The organism is Brachyspira intermedia PWS/A, from assembly GCF_000223215.1.
GTDB lineage: Bacteria > Spirochaetota > Brachyspiria > Brachyspirales > Brachyspiraceae > Brachyspira > Brachyspira intermedia.
This window is the reverse complement of record NC_017243.1, coordinates 1980259-2004162: the sequence shown is the minus strand read 5'-3', so window position 1 is coordinate 2004162 and position 23904 is coordinate 1980259. Positions and strand designations below refer to the sequence as shown.

Annotated in this window: 19 protein-coding genes; 16 read left to right on the top strand and 3 right to left on the bottom strand. The window is 27.7% G+C overall.

Translation table 11 applies throughout. The features are described from left to right. The first annotated feature begins 90 nt into the window (after window positions 1-90). The 6 genes from BINT_RS08725 (at window position 91) to BINT_RS08700 (ending at window position 5858) form a co-directional block, all read left to right on the top strand. Complete coding sequence (locus BINT_RS08725) at window positions 91-1125, top strand: NADH:flavin oxidoreductase/NADH oxidase (protein WP_014488206.1); 1035 nt, start codon at window positions 91-93, stop codon at window positions 1123-1125. A gap of 210 nt (window positions 1126-1335) precedes the next feature. Next, on the top strand, window positions 1336-1998 hold the full coding sequence (locus tag BINT_RS08720) for an ankyrin repeat domain-containing protein (protein WP_014488205.1): 663 nt from the start codon (window positions 1336-1338) through the stop codon (window positions 1996-1998). A gap of 354 nt (window positions 1999-2352) precedes the next feature. After that, window positions 2353-2700 carry an immunity 51 family protein gene (locus BINT_RS08715; RefSeq protein WP_014488204.1) on the top strand — a complete coding sequence of 116 codons (348 nt, stop codon included), beginning with the start codon at window positions 2353-2355 and terminating at the stop codon, window positions 2698-2700. 50 nt (window positions 2701-2750) lie between these two features. Continuing rightward, on the top strand, window positions 2751-3626 hold the full coding sequence (locus BINT_RS08710) for an Rpn family recombination-promoting nuclease/putative transposase (protein WP_014488203.1): 876 nt from the start codon (window positions 2751-2753) through the stop codon (window positions 3624-3626). A gap of 67 nt (window positions 3627-3693) precedes the next feature. Next, on the top strand, window positions 3694-5097 hold the full coding sequence (locus BINT_RS08705; RefSeq protein ID WP_014488202.1) for a tetratricopeptide repeat protein: 1404 nt from the start codon (window positions 3694-3696) through the stop codon (window positions 5095-5097). Between the two features lie 257 nt (window positions 5098-5354). After that, window positions 5355-5858, top strand: a complete 504-nt coding sequence (locus tag BINT_RS08700) for a flavin reductase family protein (protein WP_014488201.1) — start codon at window positions 5355-5357, stop codon at window positions 5856-5858. Between the two features lie 112 nt (window positions 5859-5970). On the opposite strand, the gene gdhA is transcribed toward BINT_RS08700, so the two are convergent. Then, window positions 5971-7323, bottom strand: a complete 1353-nt coding sequence (gdhA, locus tag BINT_RS08695) for an NADP-specific glutamate dehydrogenase (RefSeq protein WP_014488200.1) — start codon at window positions 7321-7323, stop codon at window positions 5971-5973. A gap of 190 nt (window positions 7324-7513) precedes the next feature. Between gdhA and BINT_RS08690 the strand changes: the two genes are divergently transcribed. From BINT_RS08690 to BINT_RS08665, 6 genes are all read left to right on the top strand, one after another. After that, window positions 7514-8059 (top strand): BspA family leucine-rich repeat surface protein, encoded by a 546-nt coding sequence (locus BINT_RS08690; RefSeq protein WP_014488199.1) that lies wholly within the window; start codon window positions 7514-7516, stop codon window positions 8057-8059. An 11-nt stretch (window positions 8060-8070) separates the two neighbouring features. After that, window positions 8071-8709, top strand: a complete 639-nt coding sequence (locus BINT_RS08685) for a GNAT family N-acetyltransferase (protein WP_234944308.1) — start codon at window positions 8071-8073, stop codon at window positions 8707-8709. A gap of 233 nt (window positions 8710-8942) precedes the next feature. Continuing rightward, window positions 8943-10613 (top strand): Na/Pi cotransporter family protein, encoded by a 1671-nt coding sequence (locus tag BINT_RS08680; protein WP_014488197.1) that lies wholly within the window; start codon window positions 8943-8945, stop codon window positions 10611-10613. A 17-nt stretch (window positions 10614-10630) separates the two neighbouring features. Then, on the top strand, window positions 10631-11563 hold the full coding sequence (locus BINT_RS08675) for a GDP-L-fucose synthase family protein (protein ID WP_014488196.1): 933 nt from the start codon (window positions 10631-10633) through the stop codon (window positions 11561-11563). Between the two features lie 14 nt (window positions 11564-11577). Beyond that, the gene (gene gmd / locus BINT_RS08670) at window positions 11578-12579 is read left to right on the top strand and encodes a GDP-mannose 4,6-dehydratase (protein ID WP_014488195.1); all 1002 of its coding nucleotides are present in this window, start codon (window positions 11578-11580) and stop codon (window positions 12577-12579) included. A 39-nt stretch (window positions 12580-12618) separates the two neighbouring features. After that, complete coding sequence (locus BINT_RS08665) at window positions 12619-13686, top strand: glycosyltransferase family 10 domain-containing protein (RefSeq protein ID WP_148258789.1); 1068 nt, start codon at window positions 12619-12621, stop codon at window positions 13684-13686. Between the two features lie 2 nt (window positions 13687-13688). On the opposite strand, the gene BINT_RS08660 is transcribed toward BINT_RS08665, so the two are convergent. After that, the gene (locus BINT_RS08660; protein ID WP_014488193.1) at window positions 13689-15032 is read right to left on the bottom strand and encodes a transglycosylase SLT domain-containing protein; all 1344 of its coding nucleotides are present in this window, start codon (window positions 15030-15032) and stop codon (window positions 13689-13691) included. A 387-nt stretch (window positions 15033-15419) separates the two neighbouring features. Between BINT_RS08660 and BINT_RS08655 the strand changes: the two genes are divergently transcribed. From BINT_RS08655 to BINT_RS08640, 4 genes are all read left to right on the top strand, one after another. Then, window positions 15420-15839, top strand: coding sequence for an Rrf2 family transcriptional regulator (locus BINT_RS08655; RefSeq protein WP_014488192.1), 420 nt, complete (start codon window positions 15420-15422; stop codon window positions 15837-15839). A 77-nt stretch (window positions 15840-15916) separates the two neighbouring features. Further along, window positions 15917-17479 carry an AbgT family transporter gene (locus BINT_RS08650; RefSeq protein ID WP_014488191.1) on the top strand — a complete coding sequence of 521 codons (1563 nt, stop codon included), beginning with the start codon at window positions 15917-15919 and terminating at the stop codon, window positions 17477-17479. Between the two features lie 83 nt (window positions 17480-17562). After that, window positions 17563-18744 carry a peptidase T gene (gene pepT / locus BINT_RS08645; RefSeq protein ID WP_148258788.1) on the top strand — a complete coding sequence of 394 codons (1182 nt, stop codon included), beginning with the start codon at window positions 17563-17565 and terminating at the stop codon, window positions 18742-18744. A 614-nt stretch (window positions 18745-19358) separates the two neighbouring features. Beyond that, on the top strand, window positions 19359-20702 hold the full coding sequence (locus BINT_RS08640) for an MATE family efflux transporter (RefSeq protein WP_014488189.1): 1344 nt from the start codon (window positions 19359-19361) through the stop codon (window positions 20700-20702). A 303-nt stretch (window positions 20703-21005) separates the two neighbouring features. Here the strand turns inward: BINT_RS08640 and BINT_RS08635 are convergent, their stop codons facing one another. Next, the gene (locus tag BINT_RS08635) at window positions 21006-23660 is read right to left on the bottom strand and encodes a valine--tRNA ligase (RefSeq protein ID WP_014488188.1); all 2655 of its coding nucleotides are present in this window, start codon (window positions 23658-23660) and stop codon (window positions 21006-21008) included. Between the last annotated feature and the right edge of the window lie 244 nt (window positions 23661-23904).

The following is a 23904-nucleotide window of genomic DNA, read 5'->3' as shown; positions in this document are numbered from 1 at the left end:
ATTATTAAATTGAAATATAATTAAAATTACTGTATACTGTATCCCACTATATAGTAATAAATATTTAAAACTTTGATTAGGAGTTATTTTATGAAACCAGAAAAAAGTAATCTTTTTACACCTTTGAAAATAGGTAACCTTGAAATAAAAAACCGTGTAGTAATGCCTCCAATGTGTATGTATTCTGCAGAGGACGGATATGTTAATGATTGGTATATTCTGCATTATGCTACAAGAGCTATAGGCGGAACAGGTTTAGTTATTGTTGAAGCTACAGGAGTACTTCCTTATGTAAGTTCTATTACAGACGGAGATTTAGGTATATGGGACGATAAATATATTGACGGTTTATCTAAGTTAGTAAATGCTATTAAAAGCAATGGTGCTTCTGCTGGTATACAGATAAACCATGCGGGAAGAAAATGCGAATCTGCAAAAGTTGATAAAATTTATGCTCCTACAGCTGAAGCATTCAATGATAAATACAGAACTCCTGTTGAAATGACTCAAGATGACATTAACGAAGTAGTTGATGCATTTGTTAAAGCATTTGTAAGAGCTAAAAAAGCAGGATTTGATATGATAGAAGTTCATGCTGCTCATGGTTATTTAATTTCTACATTCTTATCGCCATTATCAAATAAGAGAACTGATGAATACGGAAAAAATAGAGCTAAAATTTTGGAAGAGATTTTAAGAAAAGGTAAAGAAGCATTAGGAAAAGATTATCCTATACAAATAAGAATATCTTCTTATGATTGGAAAGAAGGCGGAAACACAGTAAAAGATTTTGCAGATATGTTAAAACCATTGGAAGAAGAAGGTTTATTCGATTCTATCAATGTTAGTACAGGTGCTGTTACTGCTGACGGAAAAATCATTCCTTATGAAGGATATCAAATTCCATTCTGCCGTGAATTAAAACAATATATGAAAGTTCCTTGCATTGGCGGAGGATTAATAACTGATCCTAAAATGGCTAATATGATAGTAAGAAATGGAGCTGCTGATGCTGTGTATATTGGAAGAGAATTATTAAGAAATCCATATTGGGCATTACAAGCTGCTAGAACTTTAGGTATTGATGTGCCATTCCCTAAACAATATGAACAAGCTAAGAGATAATAATCATTAATATTTTTTATTTAATTTGAGGTCTGATTATGTTTAGGCATAGTCAGACTTTTTTATTTGTATGATTATTAAATTTAATAGTTGATATATTTTTATTTAGTAATAGAATTGTAAATTATGAAAACCGTATTTATTGTCATATTTATAAGCATCTGCTGTAATATTATTTATTCATTTACTCAAAAAGAAAATGATTTAATTATGGCAGCTGAAAAATCTGATATTATGTCAATTAGAAATATACTTAATAAAAAAGATGTTAATATTAATGTTCAAGATAGATATGGTGTTACTCCTTTGATGCATGCGGTATTTAATAAAGATATTTATATATTAGAGTTATTGCTAAAAAACAATGCCAATCCCAATATGCAAAATGACAGCGGAAAAACTGCTTTAATATATGCAAGCAGTACTTGTGATTTTGATATGATACAAATGCTTATATGGTACAAGGCTGATGTTAATCTTACAGATAATTATAAATCTACACCTTTGATGTATGCTTCAAGCAGAGATGTAAATATTATAAAATTGCTTGCTGAATCAGGTGCAAATATGAATGCCCAGAATTTAGATGGCAAAACGGCTTTAATGTATAATATTTTAAATAAGACTAGTCTTGATATGGTTAAAACTTTTATTGCTTTGGGTACTGATGTTAATATTCAGGATATTCATGGTTATAGTGCTTTGATGTATGCAGCGATATTGGATTATAGAGAATTGGTTGAAATATTAATAGAAAATGGTGCAGATGTAAATAAAAGAAATAATTATAATAAAACAGCTTTAACTATGTCGGAAGAAAATAAAAATTATAAAATGGCTGAAATTTTAATTAAATATGGTGCTGTAAGGTAATAGTAACTTGTTTTAAACTTATGTTCATTTGTTTCTAATAATTTGACAAAATCTATTTTTTATGATATAATACAAAAATAGATTTAGGAGTAAACTCTAAACTCTAAACTCTAAACTCTAAACTCTAAACTCTAAACTCTAAACTCTAAACTCTAAACTCTAAACTCTAAACTCTAAACTCTAAACTCTAAACTCTAAACTCTAAACTCTAAACTCTAAACTCGTTTAAAGTTTAAATGAGATTAGAATAATTTTAAATTTATAAAATATATAATATTTTTATAAAGGTTAAAATAATTTACAAAATTTAATTATCAATGTTTATTAATTTTATAAAATTAAAAGGAAACAATAATGAACAATAATTTTGATGAAAAAATAAAACCTTTCTTTTTTGTAGAGCATGAAAATACTGCTTCTCTTTGTCTTAATGTTGGCGAATATAAAGCAGAAATATTTGAAGAAAGAGAAGATGAAGGATTTGAAGGCAGCGGTTATGATTGGCAGTCTTTAGCTTTGGTGTTTTTAGATGAAAAAGTACCGGAATTAAGAGATGTTATTGATTTTGATTCTGAGGCAAGTATGTTCTGTGCTTACAGCAGCGATATTGAAGCATTAAAGAAATTTGCTTTATTATTTAAAGAGGCATGTGAAGACGATAAATTGATAAGAGATTTATTTTCAAGGGCTGAACTTGATTAATTAATATATAGTTTTTTGACAAACTTAATAATTTTCAGTATAATATACTTATGGAAAATAAATTAAAAACCAAACAAATAAAATATTTTAATCCTTTGAATGATTATTTTATGCGTTATATGTTTGCTAAAGAAGGACATGAACATATTTTACTTAATTTAATTAATTCTGTAAGGGCTGACTATAATCAAGAGATATTTGAAGAAGTAAAAGTTCTTAATACTTTTAATTTAAAAGAAACTGTAAATGATAAACAGTCAATAGTAGATGTAAGAGCAGTTACAAAAAGCGGCGAAACTGTTTTAGTAGAAATACAGAGAGTAGGAAATCAATCATTTGTTTACAGAAGTTTATATTATTGGGCTAAAGGCTATGTTTCTAATTTGAGAAATAATGAAAAATATAATGATTTAAAACAGGTTATAGTTATTAATATTTTGGATTTCAATTTGTTAAAGGATATTGATAAAGAACATAGTTGTTATGTAATAAAAGAATTAGAAACTAATCATATACTTACTAATCATTTGGAAATGCACTTCCTAGAACTTCCTAAATATTTATCTAGTACTTCAAGTCTTACAGATGAATTAAATGCTTGGTTTTGTTTTTTAACAATTAAAGAAAAAAGAGAAAAAATGGAGGAAATTATGAAAATGCTAGTTAAAAAAAATCCTATCATGAAAGAAGTTTATGATGAATATAATAAATTTGTAGATACAAAAGATTTATTTGAAAATTATGCAGAATATGAGAAGAATTATTTTGATATATTAGCATTAAGTGAAGAAAGAATGAAAGGCAGAGAAGAAGGAGAAAAAAATAAGGCAATATCTATAGCTAAAAGTTTAAAAAAGTCAGGTTTGGATGCAAAATTTATAAGCGAGAATACCGGATTAAGTATTAAAGAAATAGAAAAATTATAAACTAATAACAATTTTATTTATAATATCATATAGTAAGTTTTATTAATTTAATAATAGAGGTGGTGCTATGAACATAATAGAAGAAATAAATCAATTACATGAAAATGATGAACATGAAAAAATTATTGATATTATAATCGAAATTCCTGAAGATGAAAGAAGTGCAGAACTTTTTAGTTTGCTTGCCAGAGCTTATAATAATATAGAAAAGTATGATGAAGCATTGAACAATTTAATGTATATAAGAGAAGAAGGTATTGATGATGCTTTATGGAATTATAGAGTAGGTTATGCTTATTATTATAAAGGCGATAGAGAAAATGCAGAAATGTATTTTAAAAAGGCTTATGATTTAAATAATGATGATACAGATGCTTATAATTTTTATATGCTATGTTCTGAAGATAAAGATGATGGAATAAATTTTGAAGAGAGAGTTAATAGGTTTTGGAAATGGTTTGAGGAAAATGAAAAAGTTATATCTGATTTTATAGAGCAAAAATCTGATATGTCATCAGATGAAATAATTGAATTTATTTCTAATGGTGTAGCTTTAATATCAAACAATTTGCAGTTTGTTTTCGGTGGTAATTATGAGTTTACATTTACTGTAGAGGGCAAAGAATATTTATTTTATTTTACACCTAGAATAGTTGCTGCTATGCCTGAGAAATTAAAAAGTAAATGGAAATTTTTTCCTTATATGCAAAAACAAGATATAGCTAACTCTAATTTTAGAATGTATAATAAAGATTTAAGCTTTAAAGAAATTTTGGTATATCCTGAATATGATGAAGATACCAATTTCTTTAATTTGAAATTCTATAATAAAAAATTAAATGAACTAGAAGAAGATTATGCATACAATGCTTTTTATATAATGCTTGAACATGCAGTAGGTGAGAATATATTTAAATTATATTTATTAGGAAATGTTGAAAAAAGTGATAAAAAACTTGATGGTATGATAGAGCTTACAAAACTTTATGATTTTATAATGGACACTCTAAAAAATAAAAATAAGGAAATTATTCTAGACCCTATAAATAGATATACGGTTTATGAGTGTAAGCCTACAGATAATTTTTTCAGAGAAGATATATTTATGGGTAATACATGCTATATGGAACTTATAGATGATTATGTTAATTACAATATAGATACTATTGTTAATATTTCCAAAATGGGAGCAAGGGCTGTATATTTGACTTATGTATTTTCAGATAATAAAGATAATGATTTTAATGATGAAAATATAAATCAAAAACTCTTTGATGAAAGAAATAATATTTCAGATGAGCTTGAAAGCATGATGGGTGAGAAAGGAAGTGGTAAAGAAATAGGTATTGTGTTAGGCAGTGCTTTTGGAATACTATGCGGATATATAGACTTGCTTTTGTATAATCAAGATGAGTTTATAAAAAGAGCTGAAGAAGTATTAAAAAATACAATTATAAATTTAAATTATTGAGATTCAGACAATATTCGGAAGTTATAAAGACATTTAATGATTAATTAAATAAAATAATAGTAATGTGCTTTTTAGTGCATTACTATTTTTTAATAATTAATTATCTATTAAAAATATATATCCTTTATATATAACTAATTTTCAATTATAACAATTTTTAGATTTAATAAAAATTAGTTTATTATTTTTTTGCTTGTTTTTTATTATAAATTAATTATCATGTTAAATATTTTTTAATATTTAAGGAGTATTTCATCATGGAAAAAATAAATTTGGCAAAAGCATCATTAATTACTTCTCCAAATCCTGTGGCATTAGTATGCATCAATAAACCTGATGGAGAAACTAATGTTACTGCAGTATCTTGGTATACTTATTTATCTTATAATCCTAGTATGATAGCTTATGCAATGAATAAAGATTCTTATGGCGGTGAATTAGTTCGTGAAAATAAAAAAGTTATAATTACGATTCCTAGTGAAAATATTAAAGAAATTGTAGTGGGATGCGGTATGTATAGCGGAAGAGAAATTGATAAAATAAGAAATTTAGGAATAAAAATGCAAAGTATTCCTACAAGTGATATAAAAATTCCTCTTCATAGTGCAGCTGCTATTCAATGTAATTTGAAAGAATTTATTGAAACAGGAGATCATTATCTATATATATGCAATGTTGAAGAAGTATATGCTGATTATAAAGAAAAACCTGTATTTGCTTGGGAGGGTTATTCTAAAATAGCTGCAGCTAAAGAGGCATGATAATTATTCATTAAAAATATTAATTATTTTAATTTTACTAAGACAATAATAAAAAAGCCGTTAGTATATTTAATATATATACTAACGGCATACAGCATTTTATTAAATAAAATTAAACTAAACCGTAAGGAATCATAATATCGGCAACTTTAACAAATCCTGCTATATTAGCACCTTTCAAATAATCACCTTTGAATCCGTACTCTTCAGCAGTTTCATAACAAGTATTGTGAATATTAGTCATAATATTTTTAAGCTTGTTATCAGTATAATCAAAATCCCATTTATCCATAGAAGCATTTTGCTGCATCTCTAAAGCAGAAGTAGCAACACCTCCAGCATTTGTAGCTTTACCAGGTGCGAACAATATTCCAGCTTTTTGGAATACTTCAACAGCTTCAGGAGTAGAAGGCATATTAGCTCCTTCAGTAACAGATATACATCCGTTTTTAACTAATGTTTCAGCACTTTTAGCATCAAGTTCATTTTGAGTAGCACAAGGCAAAGCGATATCGCAAGCAATGTCCCAAATGTTTCCGTTTTCCATATATTTAGCAGAAGAATGAGCATTAACATACTCTTTAATTCTTTTTCTTTCTACTTCTTTTAATCTTTTTACAGTGTCTAAATTGATGCCGTTTTCATCATAAATAACTCCGTTAGAGTCAGAACAAGCAACAACTTTAGCACCTAATTGAGTAGCTTTTTGCATCGCATATATAGCAACGTTACCAGAACCTGAAACTATTACTTTTTTACCTTCAAAACCATTTTTGCCGTTAGTTTTAAGCATAAGGTCAGTGAAGTATACAAGTCCATAACCAGTAGCTTCAGTACGAGCTAAAGAACCGCCGTAACCTAAGCCTTTACCTGTCAATACACCAGGTTCAAATCTATTTTTAAGTCTTTTATATTGACCGAATAAATATCCAATCTCTCTAGCACCAACTCCTATATCTCCAGCAGGTACGTCTATATCATATCCTATATGTCTTTGAAGCTCAGTCATAAAGCTTTGGCAGAAACGCATAACTTCATTGTCGCTTTTTCCTTTAGGATCAAAATCAGAACCTCCTTTACCACCGCCTATAGGTAAACCTGTTAAAGCATTCTTAAATATTTGTTCAAAACTTAAGAATTTGATGATACCTAAATAAACAGATGGGTGAAAGCGAAGTCCGCCTTTGTATGGTCCTATAACGCTTGAGAACTGTACACGGAAACCTCTGTTTACATGTATTTCTCCTTTATCATCCATCCAAGGAACTCTGAACATAATTTGTCTTTCAGGTTCGCATATTCTTTCTATTATCTTTTGTTCAATATAATGAGGCTTTTTCTTCAATACAACTTCTAAGGTGCTTAATACTTCTTTCACTGCTTGGTGAAATTCAACTTCACCAGGATTTCTTTTTACTATTTTGTTGTAAATGGCTTCTAATTGTTCGTTCATTTGAGAAGACATAAATTAATCTCCTTTTTTATTTTTTTATTTGTTGGAAACATTATACACTAAATAGTATTATTGTCAATAGTAATGTTACCGGTTTTTTATTGATATTACTATTTTTTTAACAAATTTATAATTTTTATATAAAAAATTGAAATATAGTTTAAAATGTAGTATTTTTAAAGAAATAATTAAGGAATATATCATGAATAAAGAAAAATATAAACCCCAAACAAAAGATGAATTAATAGATTTGATAGAAAGAAAAATAAAGTTTGATAGAATAGATACAAGTCTTATAATAGATATGTCAGGATTATTTGAAAATTCTATGCTAAGAAATTTTAAAGGAATTGAAACTTGGGACACTTCAAAAGTAACAGATATGAGTTCAATGTTTTGCGGTGCTAAAAGTTTTAATCATGATATATCTAGTTGGAATGTATCCAAAGTTAAGAATATGAGTAATATGTTTTGCTTTGCAGAAAAATTTAATCAGCCTTTGAATAGCTGGGATGTTTCCAATGTTACTAATATGGAAAATATGTTTAGGATTGCTAGAGTATTTAATCAGCCTTTAGATAATTGGAATGTGAGCAAAGTAAAAAATATTGATGGTATGTTTTGGGTTGCGGATAGTTTTAATCAGAATTTAGATTCTTGGGTTTTGGCAAAAAATGCGAAGATGTATATGTCTTTCTACTGCTCTGCCATGCAGGATAATACGCCAATTTGGTATAAAAGTGAGTAATGAGTATTGAAATGAAAAAAATAGAAGATAGTAATTTATTTATGATGTGCAAATCAATTAATAAAAATGCATTATCAGATATTCCTAATGGTTATCATATAAGAAATTGCAAAAGAGATGAATTAAATTTATGGTTTGAATTTCCATTTGATAATGAAGAAGATAAGAAAAACTATAGAAATTTTATGGAGCAGTATTTCAAAGATGTGTATGGAAGTAATGAAAAATTATTTTTTGAGAAATGCTTATTTATTTGTGATGATAACGATACTCCTATAGGAACATGCTTTGATTGGAAGGCTTATAATTCTATAACTACAATACATTGGTTTAAAGTAAAAAAAGAATATGAAGGGCGGGGTATAGGAAGATCTTTAATTTCTCATGTTTTAAATTCCATAGATAAAAAAGATTTTCCAATATATTTGCATACTCAGGCTGGAAGTTTTAGAGCCATTAAACTGTACAGTGATTTAGGTTTTGTTTTGCTTACTGATGAAAAAATAGGGTATAGAGAAAATCATTTAAATATTGCCTTGCCTTATTTGAAAGATAAAATGCACTCAGAAGATTATAATAAATTAAAGTTCTATAAATCTCCTAAAGAGTTTTTATATGCTGTAAGCACTTCTGCAATAAATCAGTTTTAATTAAAAATATTGATTCTTTATGTATTAATAAAAATAAATAAAATAGCATTAATATGAATATTTAAACTTTTTATACAAAATATTATTAATTTGTAAATATATTGTATATTATTATTGTATTTGACTATATAAATGTTACAATTTGTTAACATAATAATTTATTTTGATTGACTTTTTAGCTATTTATGATATTCTAAGCACTCCTAGTTTTATAAAATTTATAGGATATATATATGCTTTTAACATTATCTTTTTATTTAATCGGCGGATTCGGACTTTTTATGTACGGTCTTAAAGTTTTTTCAGATGGACTTCAGGAAAGTACAGAAAACGCATTAAAAGATATACTTCATAAAGTAACACAGAATAAGATCCTAGGTATATCATTAGGTTTTCTTATAACTGCTATAGTTCAGTCTAGTAGTGCAGTTACGGTAATGACGGTAAGTTTTGTAAATGCTAATTTGCTTACTTTATCCCAAGCTATTAATATAATACTAGGAGCCAACATAGGTACTACTGTTACGGGTTGGATAATATCTTTAAATATAGATGTGCTTGCATTGCCTTCTCTTGGTATAGGTTCTATAATAGTTATATTTGGTTCGGAAAATAGAAAGCTAAGATTTTTTGGTGAAATACTGATGGGATTCGGTATGATATTCTACGGACTTATACTTATGAAAACTGCTTTTGAAGGTGTAAGAGGTTCAGAAGATTTTGAAAAAGTCTTTTTAATGGCTAATGCTGACACAATGTATGGAAGATTTTTATGTGTAGTAATAGGTATGGTTGTAACAGCTATAATACAGTCAAGTAGTGCTGCTTTGGGTGTAACTATATCATTAGCTTCAGTTGGTTTGATAGATTATCCTACAGGCGTGGCATTGATATTAGGACAAAACATTGGTACAACAATCACTGCAGTTTTAGCTACTCTTGGAGCTTCAACTAATGCTAAAAGAGCTGCTTTGGTGCATTGTTTATTTAATATATTCGGTGTTATATATATGTTCTTCTTATTCCCATACTATATTAAATTAGTTGATATTATTGTTGGTTTTATGAATATAGGGGATCCTAATCTTATAGTAGATAATAAATATGTTAATATATCATTCTATATAGCAGCTGCACATACTATGTTTAATATTATAAATGTTATAGTATTTTACTTCTTAACAGAGAAACTAGAAAAAATAGTTTGTTTTATTATTAAAGAAAAAGAAGATGAAAAACATGTCAGTGTTCTTTCTGATAAGCTTCTTAATATGCCTGTTTCTGCTGAAATAGAAGTAAGAAAAGAAGTAACGTATATGGGCGATATTGCTAAAAAAATGCTTGCAAGAATAGAACAATTATTTGATAATCCAAGCGAAAGACTTCTTACAAAGATAAGAGATCATGAAAAAATGTTGGATAATACAGATCAAGAAATTCACTCATTTTTATTAAAACTATTGGGTAAAAATACTTTGAATTCAGCCAATATAGCTTCTCTTATAAACATAAGTACATATTATGAGAATTTGGGTGATAATTTAAAAGATTTGGGAAAGGCTATCATTAAAGGAAGTGAAAAGAAAACATTATTTAATGAAACTCAAAAAGAAGATATAATAAAAATGCTTCATAATAATAAAGATTTTATAGATTATTTATCAGGATTAATACTTCAATATTATTCTTTGAATAGAGAAAAAACTTATGATGAGGCTATGGAAAAATATCATCAGATTAAAGGTTTTTATTACGAAGCTAGAGAAAGGCATTATGATAATGTTGATAAATCATTGATACCTGCTTTGAATGCCCATTTATATGGTGATGTATTGGTGTATTTTAACCGTTCTATAGCAAATTTAGTTAATATAGTAGAGGCAATAACAGGAAAAGATAAATAAAATTTTTTGGGGGGATTTTGAAAAAAGTATATATTGCAGGACATAAAGGTTTAGTAGGAAGTGCTATAGATAGAGTTCTTACTAAGAATGGTTATAATAATATATTAAGAAAGACACATTCAGAATTAGATTTAAGAAATAAAGAAGATGTGTTTAATTTTTTTGAGAAAGAGAAACCTCAATGGGTATTTTTATCTGCTGCTAAAGTAGGCGGAATATACGCTAATAATACATATCCAGTTGATTTTCTTTTATATAATTTGCAGATACAAAATAACATAATAGAAGCATCATATAAATATAATGTTGAAAAATTAATGTTTTTAGGTTCAAGCTGTATATATCCTAAAGAATGTACTCAGCCTATAAAAGAGGAATATTTACTTTCCGGATATTTAGAAAGTACAAACAGGCCTTATGCTTTAGCTAAAATTGCAGGTATAGAATTATGCGATGCCTATAACAGACAGTATAATACTAATTATATATCTGTTATGCCATGTAATCTTTATGGTATAAATGATAATTATCATCCTGAAAATGCCCATGTTATACCAATGCTTATTAGAAGATTTCATGAAGCTAAAATAAATAATTTGAAAGAAACTACCATTTGGGGAAGCGGTACTCCTTTAAGAGAATTTATGTTTTCTGATGATTTAGCGGAGGCTTGTCTTTACTTGATGGAAAATAAAAGTCATGAAGATATAGGAAAGTTTATAAATATAGGTTCAGGAAAAGAAGTTACAATTAAAGAATTGGCTGAATTGATTAAAAAGGTTATAGGCTTTGAAGGTGAAATAAAATTAGACAGTTCTAAACCTGATGGTACTATGAGAAAATTACTTGATGTATCAAAAATTAATTCATTAGGCTGGAAATATAAAACAGAACTTGAAGAAGGTTTAAAAATAGCTTATAACGATTTTTTGAAAAATTATAATAAATAATAGGAATATTAAATATGAAAAAAGCACTTATTACAGGAATAACAGGACAAGATGGTTCTTATTTGACAGAACTTTTATTAGAAAAAGGTTATGAAGTACATGGAATTATTAGAAGAAGTTCATCTTTTAATACTGAAAGGATAGATCATCTTTATAGTGATCCGCATATTAATGATGTTAGAATGTTTCTTCATTATGGAGATTTGTCTGACAGCTCTAATTTATCAAGAATATTAGAGAAAATACAGCCTGATGAGATATATAATTTAGCAGCTCAAAGCCATGTAAGAGTAAGTTTTGATATGCCTGAATATACAGCTGATGTTACAGGATTAGGTACAATAAGACTGTTAGATGCTATTAAAGAAACTCAGATAAAAACAAGATTTTATCAAGCATCAACTAGCGAATTATATGGAAAAGTAGTTGAAACACCACAAACAGAAAAAACACCTTTTTATCCTAGAAGTCCTTATGCTTGTGCTAAAGTATATTCATATTGGATAACTGTAAATTACAGAGAAAGTTATGATATGTATGCTTGTAATGGTATATTATTTAATCATGAAAGCCCTAGAAGAGGCGAGACTTTTGTTACTAAAAAGATTACACATGCCATCGCTAGAATTCTTAATAAAGAACAAGATAAATTATATTTAGGAAACTTAGATTCTAAGAGAGACTGGGGATATGCTAAAGATTATGTTGAGGCTATGTGGCTTATGCTCCAGCAAGAAAAAGCTGATGATTATGTTATAGCTACAGGTGAAACACATTCTGTTAGAGAATTTTTAGATGAGGCTTTTGGACTTGTAGGGCTTGATTGGAAAAAATATGTTGAAATAGATCCTAGATATTATAGACCTACAGAAGTCGATCTTTTACTTGGAGATCCTACAAAAGCAAAAGAAAAATTAGGCTGGCAGCCAAAAACTACTTTTAAAGAATTAGTAAAAATAATGCTAGACTATGATTTGAAAAGTGTAGGTTTGAGTTTGGATAAATTTAAAAATTAAATATTTTATGTATGATAAATTAAAATTTAAAAAAATTTAATTGAATATTTAGTTTGGTTCATTCCAATAAGAAAATTAAGAAATAAAATAAGAATAGATTCTATTTATTTTAAAGATTTAGGTTATAAAATAAATTATAATCATTATAAAGATGATATAAAAAATAACATTACTTTTTTTGTAAGAAATGATTGGCCTATCAATGAAAAAGAATTTAATAATAATTATTTTTATAATTTAATAAAAAATAATTATATTAATAATTTAGTAATAAGTTATAATCCAGATATAGAATTTTTTGGACCTATAGGTAAAAGGTATTTTTTAGAAAATTCAAAAGCTAAAATAAAAATATTTTATACTGGTGAATGTGTATCAAATGAAGCTATTGATAAAAGATGGGCTAGCTATTGTGATAATTGCATTAATGATGTTGATTTATCAATGAGTTTTGACAGACTAGATGAGAATAAATATGATAATTATGTAAGATTTCCTATTTGGATATTTTATAATTTCAATGGATTACTTGACAATAAAAACTATACTAAAGATGATATCAAAAAAGTCATAGATAATATTAATAAAGCAAAATCCAAGAAAAATAAATTTGCTTCATTAGTTGCTAGTCATGATGCCACCAATATAAGAACTCAAATATATAATAAAATAATAAAAATAGATAATATAAATTGTCCAAGTAAATTATTTCATAATGATGATACATTAAAAACAGATTTTAATAATGACAAAATAGAATATCTCAAAGAATTTAAATTCAATATATGTCCTGAAAACACTATTAGTGATGGATATATAACTGAAAAACTCTTTGATGCTTTCAAGGCAGGATGCATACCTATATACAATGGTGATGAAAATATAGAATTAGACTTAGTTAATAAAAATGCATTATTATTTTTCAAAAAAGATGAAGATAATACAGAACTCATCAAAGAAATAGAAAATTTACATAAAGATGATAAATTATTTGATGCTTTCCAAAAACAAATAAAAATATATGATTCTATGGTTGATTATCTTTGGGATAGGAGAGTAAAAATATTAAGTAAGTTAGAAACTCTTATAAATGAAAGACTTAAATAATATTATTTATTTACTGGTATTCTTAAAAATATTTCTGTTCCTATAGAAAGTACATTACTGTTTAATTTATTCCAAGCTTTTATTTCTGCTATATCAACATGAAATCTTCTTGCAATAATCCAAAGAGTATCTCCAGCTCTGACATGATACATTATATCTTTATACTCATAATCAGGAGGAGGCAAAGACTCAAAATAAACAAATTTACCTTCTCTTATTCTTTGCTGTTCTTCTTCATATTGAGCCAAATCAACCTGTTTAGCATTATCAAGTCCTTGAATAGGGATCATTACTTGCTGACCTATATTAAGACTTCTTGATTTTAATTTATTTATTTCTACTATGGCATTTATAGGTACGCCGTAAAATTTAGAAAGATGTGAAAGAGTTTCATTCATTTTTACTTCATGCCTTCTGAAAGTAACTCTCTCTGAAGCGGGTATTTTAGCAAAAGTTTCATTAAATTTTTCTCCCAATCCTTCAGGAACTCTTAAAGGATATCTAACCATACCTGGAGGAGTTACTCCTCTTGCTAAATGCGGATTTAAAGCCTTCAAATCTTCAGTATCAGCATCTATCATCTTAGCTATAACGGATAAATCAGCAGCATCATCAACATAAACTAAATCACCTTGAGGAAATACTACTTTAGGTTTATTCACTTTAAAACCAAATTTTTCAGGATTTTTTGCTATTATAACAGCGGCAACATATTTAGGTATATATTCTTCTGTTTCTTTTGGAAGAACACCAGCTTTTAATAAATCTTCAAAATCATTGCTTTTTACTTCTCTTATAGCCCTCGATATTCTTCCTCCTCCTGCATTATAAGCTATTAAAGCAATAACCCAAGATTTAAAATTTTTATCGAGTCTTACTAAATGATCAGCAGCAGCTTTTGTAGAACGTTCAGGATCGAATCTATCATCAGACCAATAGTTAACTTTGAGATTATATATAGCACCTGTCATAGGCATAAACTGCCAAAGTCCGGCTGCACCGGCATGAGAAACTGCCTGAGGATTGAAATCGCTTTCTATTATAGGTAAGTAAACTAAATCTTCAGGAACTCCTTTTTCAGCGAATACTTCTTTTATATAAGGAAGATATATTTGAGACCTGTCTATAATTTTCTGCATATAGTTTTTCCAGCTTCCCTGATATCTATTTATATAGTAGGAAACTCTATCATTTCTAAAATTATTTACATCAAATCCTCTAAGCTCTACAACTTTTATATCACCTCCAAGTGATTCTCCAAAAACACTAAGTTCGTATAAATTTACTCCGTCTAATGCTTTTCTTATGTACATATCAAAAGTGTCGCAAGAGCTTGCAAATAACATTATTATTATAAGGAAAATAATTACTATATGCTTTTTTATATTTCTAATAATAAACCTACCTTAAAATTATTGATATATTTAACATTATTATTGAAAGATTTTCAAGTTATTTTTACATTTTAAAATCGGATATTATTGCAAATAAATTTAATTTATATTAATACTATGATATTTTTATAGTTTTATTATGATATATAGATTATATTTAATAAATTATTATAAAATAATATTTATTTTTAAATTTTATAATTTAATAAACCTATTGTATTTTATATATTTAAATTATATATAATAATTGTAATATTAAGTGTTACAATTATTATATAATTATATTTGCATTAATGATATAAATATATTATAATTTTAAATGTTTGAAGGATAATTTTTATGAAAATTAGTTCAAGATTTACAATAGCAGTTCATACATTACTTTGCATATTAGAGTTCAAAGATGAGAAAATGACATCAAGTCTTATATCAGATAGTGTAAATGTTAATCCTGTAATAATAAGAAATATTTTAATACAGCTTCAAAAGGCAGATATTATTACAGTTAAAAGAGGAACAGGTGGTATTTCTTTAAATAGAAAAATAGAAAATATAACTTTACTTGATATATTCAATGCTGTAGAAAGTTTAGATGATAATAAACTTTTCAGCTTTCATGAACATCCAAATAAAAAATGTCCTGTAGGAAGCAGAATCAATGATATACTTCAGCCTAAATTAGATGATGTTCAGCATGCTATGGAAAAGGAGCTTAAAAAAACTACATTAAAAGATATTTATAAAAGTTTTAAAAATTAATATAGTTTTTACAAAATAAAAATATTTTAGTATTTATATAACAAATATTTATAAACTATTATTAAGGATATATTTTTATGGAGAAAGAAAACGTAAAAGAAAATGTTAATGGTAAATTTGAGCATTTTCTAAAGGCAGTTGAATTTTTAGGTAATAAACTTCCTGATATAACTATTTTATTTTTGATAGCATTTTTTATAATGATTATACTATCATGGATATTATCGCATTTCACATTTAATTATTTTCACCCAACTACAGGAGAGCAGATAAAAATTATAAATATGCTTGCTCCTAATGAATTAGCAAAATTTATAACTAAAATGATAAGTAATTTTGTGAGTTTCCCACCTTTAGGTATAACACTTGTAGGAACATTGGGAATAGGTGTAGCTAATGGCAGCGGATTCATTAGAATGATTATAATTAAAATATCAAGCGTAATACCAAAAAAGGCTGTTACTCCTGCTGTAATGTTTATATCTATATTAAGTCATATAAGTTCAGATTCAGCTTATGTTATATTAATGCCTGTAGCTGCTATGATGTTTTTTTCTTTTGGTAAGCATCCATTAGCTGGAATTTCTGCTTCATTTGCAGGACTTGCAGGAGGACATTCAGCAAGTTATACTCCTTCGATAATAGATCCTATAATGCAGGGATTCACTCAAAATGCGGCAAGAATGATAGATCCTACTTATACGGTTAATGTTTTATGTAATTATTTTTTAAGTTTCTCATCAACATTTGCTGTAATTTTAGTAGGCTGGTTTGTAACTGATAGAATAGTAGAGCCTTTTTTATGGAGGACTATGCCTATTGATAAAGATGCTACTGTAGAAAACACTGATATATCTTTAGTCACTAAAGAAGAAAATAGAGCTTTCAAAATTGCAGTATTAGTTTTAATATCGATGATTATTCTTTTAATAGCTTTGCTTGCCCCTAAAAACTCTTTGTTAAGATCACCTGACGGAGAATTAACTACACCTGATGCACCTATTATGCAGGCTATAGTACCGGTTATATTTTTATTTTTGACAATACCGGGATTTGTATATGGAAAATTAACCAATAAATTTAAAACATCAAGAGATTTCAGCAATGCTATGGCTGACAGTATAAAAAATTTAGCATCATTTTTAACTTTTGCTTTTTTCTGTTCTCAGTTTTTATATATGTTTGGAAATTCAAATGTAGGTACATTAATGGCTATATCAGGAGCTGAGTTTTTGAAATCCTTGAATATGCCTCCTCAAATAACCATTGCAGGTATTATTTTGCTTACAGGTGTATTAGATATATTGATAAGTTCAGCTTCATCAAAATGGGCTATAATGGCTCCGGTTCTTGTTCCTATGCTTATGGCTGTTGGTATATCTCCTGAATTGACTCAAGCATCATACAGAGTAAGCGATTCGGCTATGAATATTGTAACTCCTATGTTCTCATTTTATCCTTTGATTATTTCTTATTGTCAAAAATATTGTAAGAAAACAGGAGTTGGTACATTATCCTCAATGATGATACCTTATAGCATAGGAATATTTATTGCATTGCTTATAATGCTTTATGGTTTCTGGGCATTGAATATACCTATAGGATTTAATAGCGGATATGTTTATCCTCCTGTTCATTAATATTTTTTATCAAAAGGTTTATAGATGATTAGCGATGAAGATATTAAAAAAATTCAAATAGATAGTTTTTTAAATATGTAAAAATACCAAGTCAGAGCAAAGGAGGTTCAAACACTATACCAAGTTCTGAAGGACAAATGAAACTTGCTGGTATTCTTGTTGATGATTTAAAAACTTTGGGATTAAAAAATATTATATTGAATGATAATGCTATAGTTACGGCATTGCTTCCTAAAAATAAAGATAATGTACATTCTATTGGATTTGTGGCACATCTTGATACTGTTGATATAGGACTTGACGGAAATGTTAATCCTCAGATATTAAATTTCAAAGGTGATGACTTTTATTTGAACAAAGAAAAGAATATAATATTTAAAGTATCAGAACATAATGAAATAAATAATTATATAGGTGAGGATATTATATTTTCAGACGGGACTAGCGTACTTGGTGCAGATAATAAAGCGGCAATAGCTACTATTATGTCGGCATTAAAATATATCATAGAAAATAATATAGAACATGGGGATATATACATAGCATTTGTACCTGATGAGGAGATTGGACTTTTAGGTTCTAAGGAATTGGATTTGAATGTGTTTAAACCTGATTTTGCATACACAATAGATTCATGTGAAATAGGGGAGATTGTGTACGAAACATTTAATGCTGCTACTGCTATTATAAATATAGAAGGTGTAACTGCTCATCCTATGAGTGCTAAAAATGTATTGGTCAATCCCATATTAATAGCCATAGATATAGCTAATGAATTTGATAGAAAAGAAACTCCGGAATGTACAGAAAAAAAGGAAGGTTATATTTGGGTGCAGGGTATAAGCGGAAATCAGAGACATGCATCTTTAAGATTGAGTATAAGAGATCATAATAAAGCTCTTTATGAAAATAAAAAATCAAAAGTAAAAGAAGCCGTTGAAAAATATAGAAAGTTAAATTCTAGAGCTAATATAGAATTGAATCTTCAAGATGTATACAGCAATATATCAGACTCTATAAAAGATGATAGATTTGCAATAGATATTATGTATGAGGCTATGAAAAATCTTAATATAGATCCTAAAACTTTATCTATGAGAGGTGGCACTGATGGTTCTGTTTTATCATCTAAAGGGCTTCTCACTCCTAATTACTTCACTGGTGCTCATAATTTTCATTCTATATATGAGTTTCTTCCTATATCTTCATTTTATAAGAGTTTACAAACTACAATTGAAATAATAAAAATTATATCTTCTAAATAATTATTTAAAATATTTTATTTCTTTCTAAAACTATTAAATATATGCTTGACATAAAAATATAAAAGTATTATACTTATTAGTAAAAAATCGGACTATAATTTATTTTGTTAATGGGGATAAATAAATGTTAGGCTATCTAAAAATATTTATAACTTCAAAAGTTAATATATTATTCTTTATATACAAATCACTTACAAAAGTATTCTAATTTTATTTAATCAATTTTATCTATAAAAAAATATATATACTGAAAATTTTTAACTTTGTCAATTTTTTTATTGTTCTTTTTCCCGCCGCAAAAAGAACCAAAAAGTGCAAGTGTAAAATTAGTTCTAAATAGTACTAATTTTGTTTTACAAGTAATATATATTATTAATTTAAGCTAAAATATTACCCTTCGCGAAGCGTATCCGAGCCTGTCGAGGATATAGCTTCTCGCCGTAGGCGGGCTTCGCCTGTGGCAATACTTACAGTACTTCTTTCGGTTGCAAAAGAACTGGGGTATTGCGTAAGCATGCAGAGCAGCGGGCAAAGCCTTGCAGATATTTAAAATTAAAAAAATATTTCTGACAAAGTATATTTATTTAGGTATATACCAATCTATGAGGTGTACTATGCAGCTTAATAATAAAGTTTTAAAAGAAAATTCTAGTAAAAAAATATTTATAAACTATGCAATTCCAAGTATGCTCGGAATGCTTATGGAAAGTTCAGCAGTATTTATAGACGGTTTATTCGTAGCGAATTTTATATCATCGGAGGCTTTTTCTGCAATAGGTATTGTTTGGCCTATTACAGCATTATCATTTGCATTGTATGTTATGCTTACATTAGGTTCAATTGCTATAGCTGGAAAATGTATAGGTGAAAATAATATGAGGCGTGCGAGTTTAATATTTACTCAAACTTTAATAACTGTTATAACTTTAACTACTCCAGTATTGATATTAATTTATATATTTAGAGAAACATTGCTTCCATTATTCGGGGCACATGGAAACATATATAATTTCTCATTAGAATATATTAATGGTGTTATTGTAGCTGTATTCTTTTGGGGAATGGCTTATGTATTCAGTCAATTTATAAGGCTGAATGGTTCTCCAAAGTTTGCATCATTGATGTTTATAACTTCATCTTTAACAAATATAATATTAGATGCTATATTTATAGTAGTATTAAAATTAGGTATTTCAGGTGCTGCTTGGGCTACAGCTTTTTCATATATAATTTCATTTATAATAGGATTTTCATATTTCTTTAATCCTAAATGCAAAATAAAAATCATAAAAGTATATGGAGGATGGAATTATATATTCAAAGCTATATTAAATGGTTTTTCAGAGTTTTTAAGTAATATTTCTTCTGGAATAATACCATGGTTATTTAATATAACAGCATACAAAATATTGGGAAACAATGGAATACTTATTTATTCTGCTGCAAATTATATAATTACATTTTTTATAATGATTGCAAGCGATATAGGAGAAATTTTATCATCTTTAATAAGCGTTTCTTACGGAGCTAAAAATAAAAACAAAATGAAAGATTTTCTAAAAATGGGAATTATATTTGTTTCATCATTATCAATATCAGCTTCTATAATATTGCTTATAAATCCAAATATATTAGTTAATGCTTTATTAAAAAATATAGATTCAAAAACTGCTGAAGATGCTATGTTTTTTGTAAGATCATCTATACCAATATTTATATGCGTTGGTATAAATATAATAATGAGTGCCTATTATACTTCTATTCAAAAAGCTGGAGCATCTGCTTTGATTGCCGGTTTAAGAACTTTAATTTTACCTGTTTTATTAGTACTTACTTTGCCAAATATATTAGGATTTTTAGGTCTTGTTTTGGTTCTTCCTATAAGCGAGATTATAACATTAATTGTATCAATGGCCTTATACAAAAATAGAAGCATTGATATTTTAATTAGATATTAATTATTTTTAGATATATGAGTATATTTTATATATTTAATTTTTCTATATTAGTATTTGACTTTTTTGTCAATAGTAAATTAGTTAAAATAAAAAACTTGACTTAAATTAACAAACATAAGCCAAGTTTTTATATTTTAACAATTATATTAGTAATTTTTTTATTATTTGCAGGGCTTTGCCCCGCACCCCAGTTCTTTTATTGGTATAAGGCACAGCCCGCCTTCGGCGAGAACCAAAAGAACTGCATATTTATATTTTATAAAAAATTATAGTTTAATTGTTTTATATATTTATTATTAAAAATTATAGAGATGATAAAACTTCCTCTATACCTTTTAATTTATCTTCAAACTCTTTTTTCTTTCTATTTTCAGTGTCAATAGCTTCCTGTTTAGCTTTTTTCATGAAGTTTTCATTAGAAAGTTTTTTGTTTACAGCTTCTAAATCTTTTTTGTATCCTGCTGCTTCTTTTTCTAATCTTTTCTTCTCTGCCTCTAAATCTATTATACCAATAAGATTAACATTGATTTCACCGCCTTCAAATACTTTAACAAATGAACCTTTATTTCTTTCACTTTCTGCTGAAGAAACTATATTCAATGATTCTGTAAGTGAAAGTGCTGATATAATATCCTTATAGCTTTCTGCAGTATTTTTGAAATAATCTGAAGTATAGCGAATTATTACATCAAGTTTTTTGTTTGGAGGCAAATTAAATGATGAACGTGAGTTTCTTATTCCTGACACTATATCTTGAATCAAGTTGAAATCTTTTTCTATATCTTCAAATATATATTTAGCATTAGATTTAGGATACTCTCTAATCATCAATGCTTTTGAATCAATATTATGCTTTGGTAAATTAGAGTAAATTTCTTCTGTTATAAATGGCATAAATGGGTGAATCATAGCCATTGATTCTTCAAGTACATATAATAATACAGCAATAGTTTTTTCTTTCTTGCTTTCATCTTTCAAATCGAATTTACTTATTTCTATGTACCAATCACAGAACTCATTCCAATAGAATTTATAAATTGTCTGAGAAGCCTCATCAAATCTATACTCTTTTAATTTCTGAGTAGTTGATTCAATAGCTTTCTGAAGTCTTGATAATATCCATTTATCTTTGTTTTCGAGAGTGTAGCTGTCTAAATCTTTTATATTAGCATTATCATCGATATTTCCAAAAATATATTTAGCACTGTTATAGATTTTATTAGCAAACTTTCCGCCCATCTTGAAAAGTTCTCTGTCAAGCCAAATATCCTGTCCGCCTAATGAAGTTATGAATGATAAAGTAAATCTGAATGCATCAGCACCATGCTCATCAATAATTTCTATAGGGTCAATGCCGTTTCCTAAACTCTTAGACATTTTTCTTCCGATTTTATCTCTTATAAGTCCGTTAAGATAAACATCTTTGAAAGGCACATCATTCATAAAATGAGTTCCTGCCATAATCATTCTAGCAACCCAGAAGAATAATATATCATAACCTGTAACAAGTGCTGTAGTAGGGTAGAAGTATTTTAATTCCTCATTAACTTCAGGCCATCCGAAAGTAGAGAAAGGCCATAACCAAGAAGAGAACCAAGTATCAAGTACATCTTCATCTTGATGAATATTTTTAGATTTACACTTAGTACATTCTGTAATATCTGTTTTTGAAACCATCATCTCGCCGCAGTCATCGCAGTACCAAACAGGAATTCTATGTCCCCACCATAATTGTCTGCTTATACACCAATCTCTGATATCAGTCATCCAGTGATTGTAAGTGTTAATCCATCTTTCAGGATAAATTTTTGTATTGCCGTCATTAACCGCCTTGTATGCTTTTTCTGCTAAAGGCTTCATTTTTACAAACCATTGATCGCTGTAATAAGGCTCTACAACATTATGACATCTGTAACAATGTCCTACTTGGTGTTTAATATTATCCTTTCCAACGAATGCACCTAATTTTTCAAGTTCATGTATTATCAAAGCTCTTGCTTCTTTAACTGTTTTACCTTGATAATTAGCAGGTGTATTTTCATTGAATGTACCGTCGACATTAAGTATATTTATTATTTCTAAATTATGTCTTTGAGCTATAGCAAAGTCATTAGGGTCATGTGCTGGAGTGATTTTTAAAGCCCCTGTACCGAACTCTTTATCAACATAAGTATCTTTTACTAGTCTTAATTTTCTGCCTACAATAGGAAGTATTAAAACATCTTGTTCTGTAAGATTGGCATATCTTTCATCATCAGGGTGAACAGCAATAGCAACGTCAGCTAAAATAGTTTCAGGTCTTGTAGTAGCTATTTCAATATATTCATCTTTTCCTTCTATTTGGTATTTAACATGATATAAAGCACCAGCTACTTCTTCATGCTCTACCTCATCATTAGCTAAAGCAGTACCGCAGCTAGGACAATAGTTAATAAGATATTTTCCTCTATATATTAAACCCTGATTATAAAGCTCAACGAATACCTCTCTTACAGCATTGCTAAGTCCTTCATCAAGAGTAAATCTTTCTCTGTCCCAATCGCATGAACAGCCTATTTTTTCTAACTGTTTTACTATGATAGAGTGATGTTCATTAGCAACTTCCCAAGTTTTTTTAACGAATGCCTCTCTTCCTAAATCATGCTTATTTTTGCCTTCAGCCTTTAATCTCCTTTCAACAACATTTTGAGTGGCAATACCAGCATGGTCAGTTCCAGGCATCCATAAAGTACATTTTCCAAGCATTCTATGAAATCTTATAAGTATATCCTGAAGCGTATTATTAAGACCATGTCCCATATGAAGTACGCCTGTAACATTTGGAGGAGGTATGACTATAGAATATGGCTCTTTATTTTTATCCATAACAGCATGAAAAAATCCATTCTCTTTCCAGAAATTATATAATTTGTCCTCGATATTTTTAGGGGTATATGACCCTTCTAAAGTATGTTTCATATTCTTTTCCTCCAATCAGTCAATAATAATATTAAAAATTGATAATATATTTTATACTATATAGAATATTTTTCAATTATTAATTTTTATTTGTATCAATTTATTAATATAATATTAAATATTAAAACTGTAAATTTATTGATTTTTTATTTTGTAGATTTTATGGTTTTATATTGCAGTCTTTTTTAAAATATGATATTCTTATTTTTTTGAGACTATGATAAATAATATGATAAATGAATGG

Excerpts from the sequence above, each read along its gene's own strand:
- gmd (WP_014488195.1), top strand. The coding sequence starts at position 11,578 with ATGAAAAAAGCACTTATTACAGGAATAACAGGACAAGATGGTTCTTAT.
- BINT_RS08710 (WP_014488203.1), top strand. The coding sequence starts at position 2,751 with ATGGAAAATAAATTAAAAACCAAACAAATAAAATATTTTAATCCTTTG.
- BINT_RS08640 (WP_014488189.1), top strand. The coding sequence starts at position 19,359 with ATGCAGCTTAATAATAAAGTTTTAAAAGAAAATTCTAGTAAAAAAATA.
- BINT_RS08690 (WP_014488199.1), top strand. The coding sequence starts at position 7,514 with ATGAATAAAGAAAAATATAAACCCCAAACAAAAGATGAATTAATAGAT.
- BINT_RS08635 (WP_014488188.1), bottom strand. The coding sequence starts at position 23,660 with ATGAAACATACTTTAGAAGGGTCATATACCCCTAAAAATATCGAGGAC.
- BINT_RS08655 (WP_014488192.1), top strand. The coding sequence starts at position 15,420 with ATGAAAATTAGTTCAAGATTTACAATAGCAGTTCATACATTACTTTGC.
- BINT_RS08700 (WP_014488201.1), top strand. The coding sequence starts at position 5,355 with ATGGAAAAAATAAATTTGGCAAAAGCATCATTAATTACTTCTCCAAAT.
- gdhA (WP_014488200.1), bottom strand. The coding sequence starts at position 7,323 with ATGTCTTCTCAAATGAACGAACAATTAGAAGCCATTTACAACAAAATA.
- BINT_RS08650 (WP_014488191.1), top strand. The coding sequence starts at position 15,917 with ATGGAGAAAGAAAACGTAAAAGAAAATGTTAATGGTAAATTTGAGCAT.
- BINT_RS08720 (WP_014488205.1), top strand. The coding sequence starts at position 1,336 with ATGGCAGCTGAAAAATCTGATATTATGTCAATTAGAAATATACTTAAT.
- BINT_RS08685 (WP_234944308.1), top strand. The coding sequence starts at position 8,071 with ATGAAAAAAATAGAAGATAGTAATTTATTTATGATGTGCAAATCAATT.
- BINT_RS08705 (WP_014488202.1), top strand. The coding sequence starts at position 3,694 with ATGAACATAATAGAAGAAATAAATCAATTACATGAAAATGATGAACAT.
- BINT_RS08660 (WP_014488193.1), bottom strand. The coding sequence starts at position 15,032 with ATGTTATTTGCAAGCTCTTGCGACACTTTTGATATGTACATAAGAAAA.
- BINT_RS08715 (WP_014488204.1), top strand. The coding sequence starts at position 2,353 with ATGAACAATAATTTTGATGAAAAAATAAAACCTTTCTTTTTTGTAGAG.
- BINT_RS08725 (WP_014488206.1), top strand. The coding sequence starts at position 91 with ATGAAACCAGAAAAAAGTAATCTTTTTACACCTTTGAAAATAGGTAAC.
- BINT_RS08680 (WP_014488197.1), top strand. The coding sequence starts at position 8,943 with ATGCTTTTAACATTATCTTTTTATTTAATCGGCGGATTCGGACTTTTT.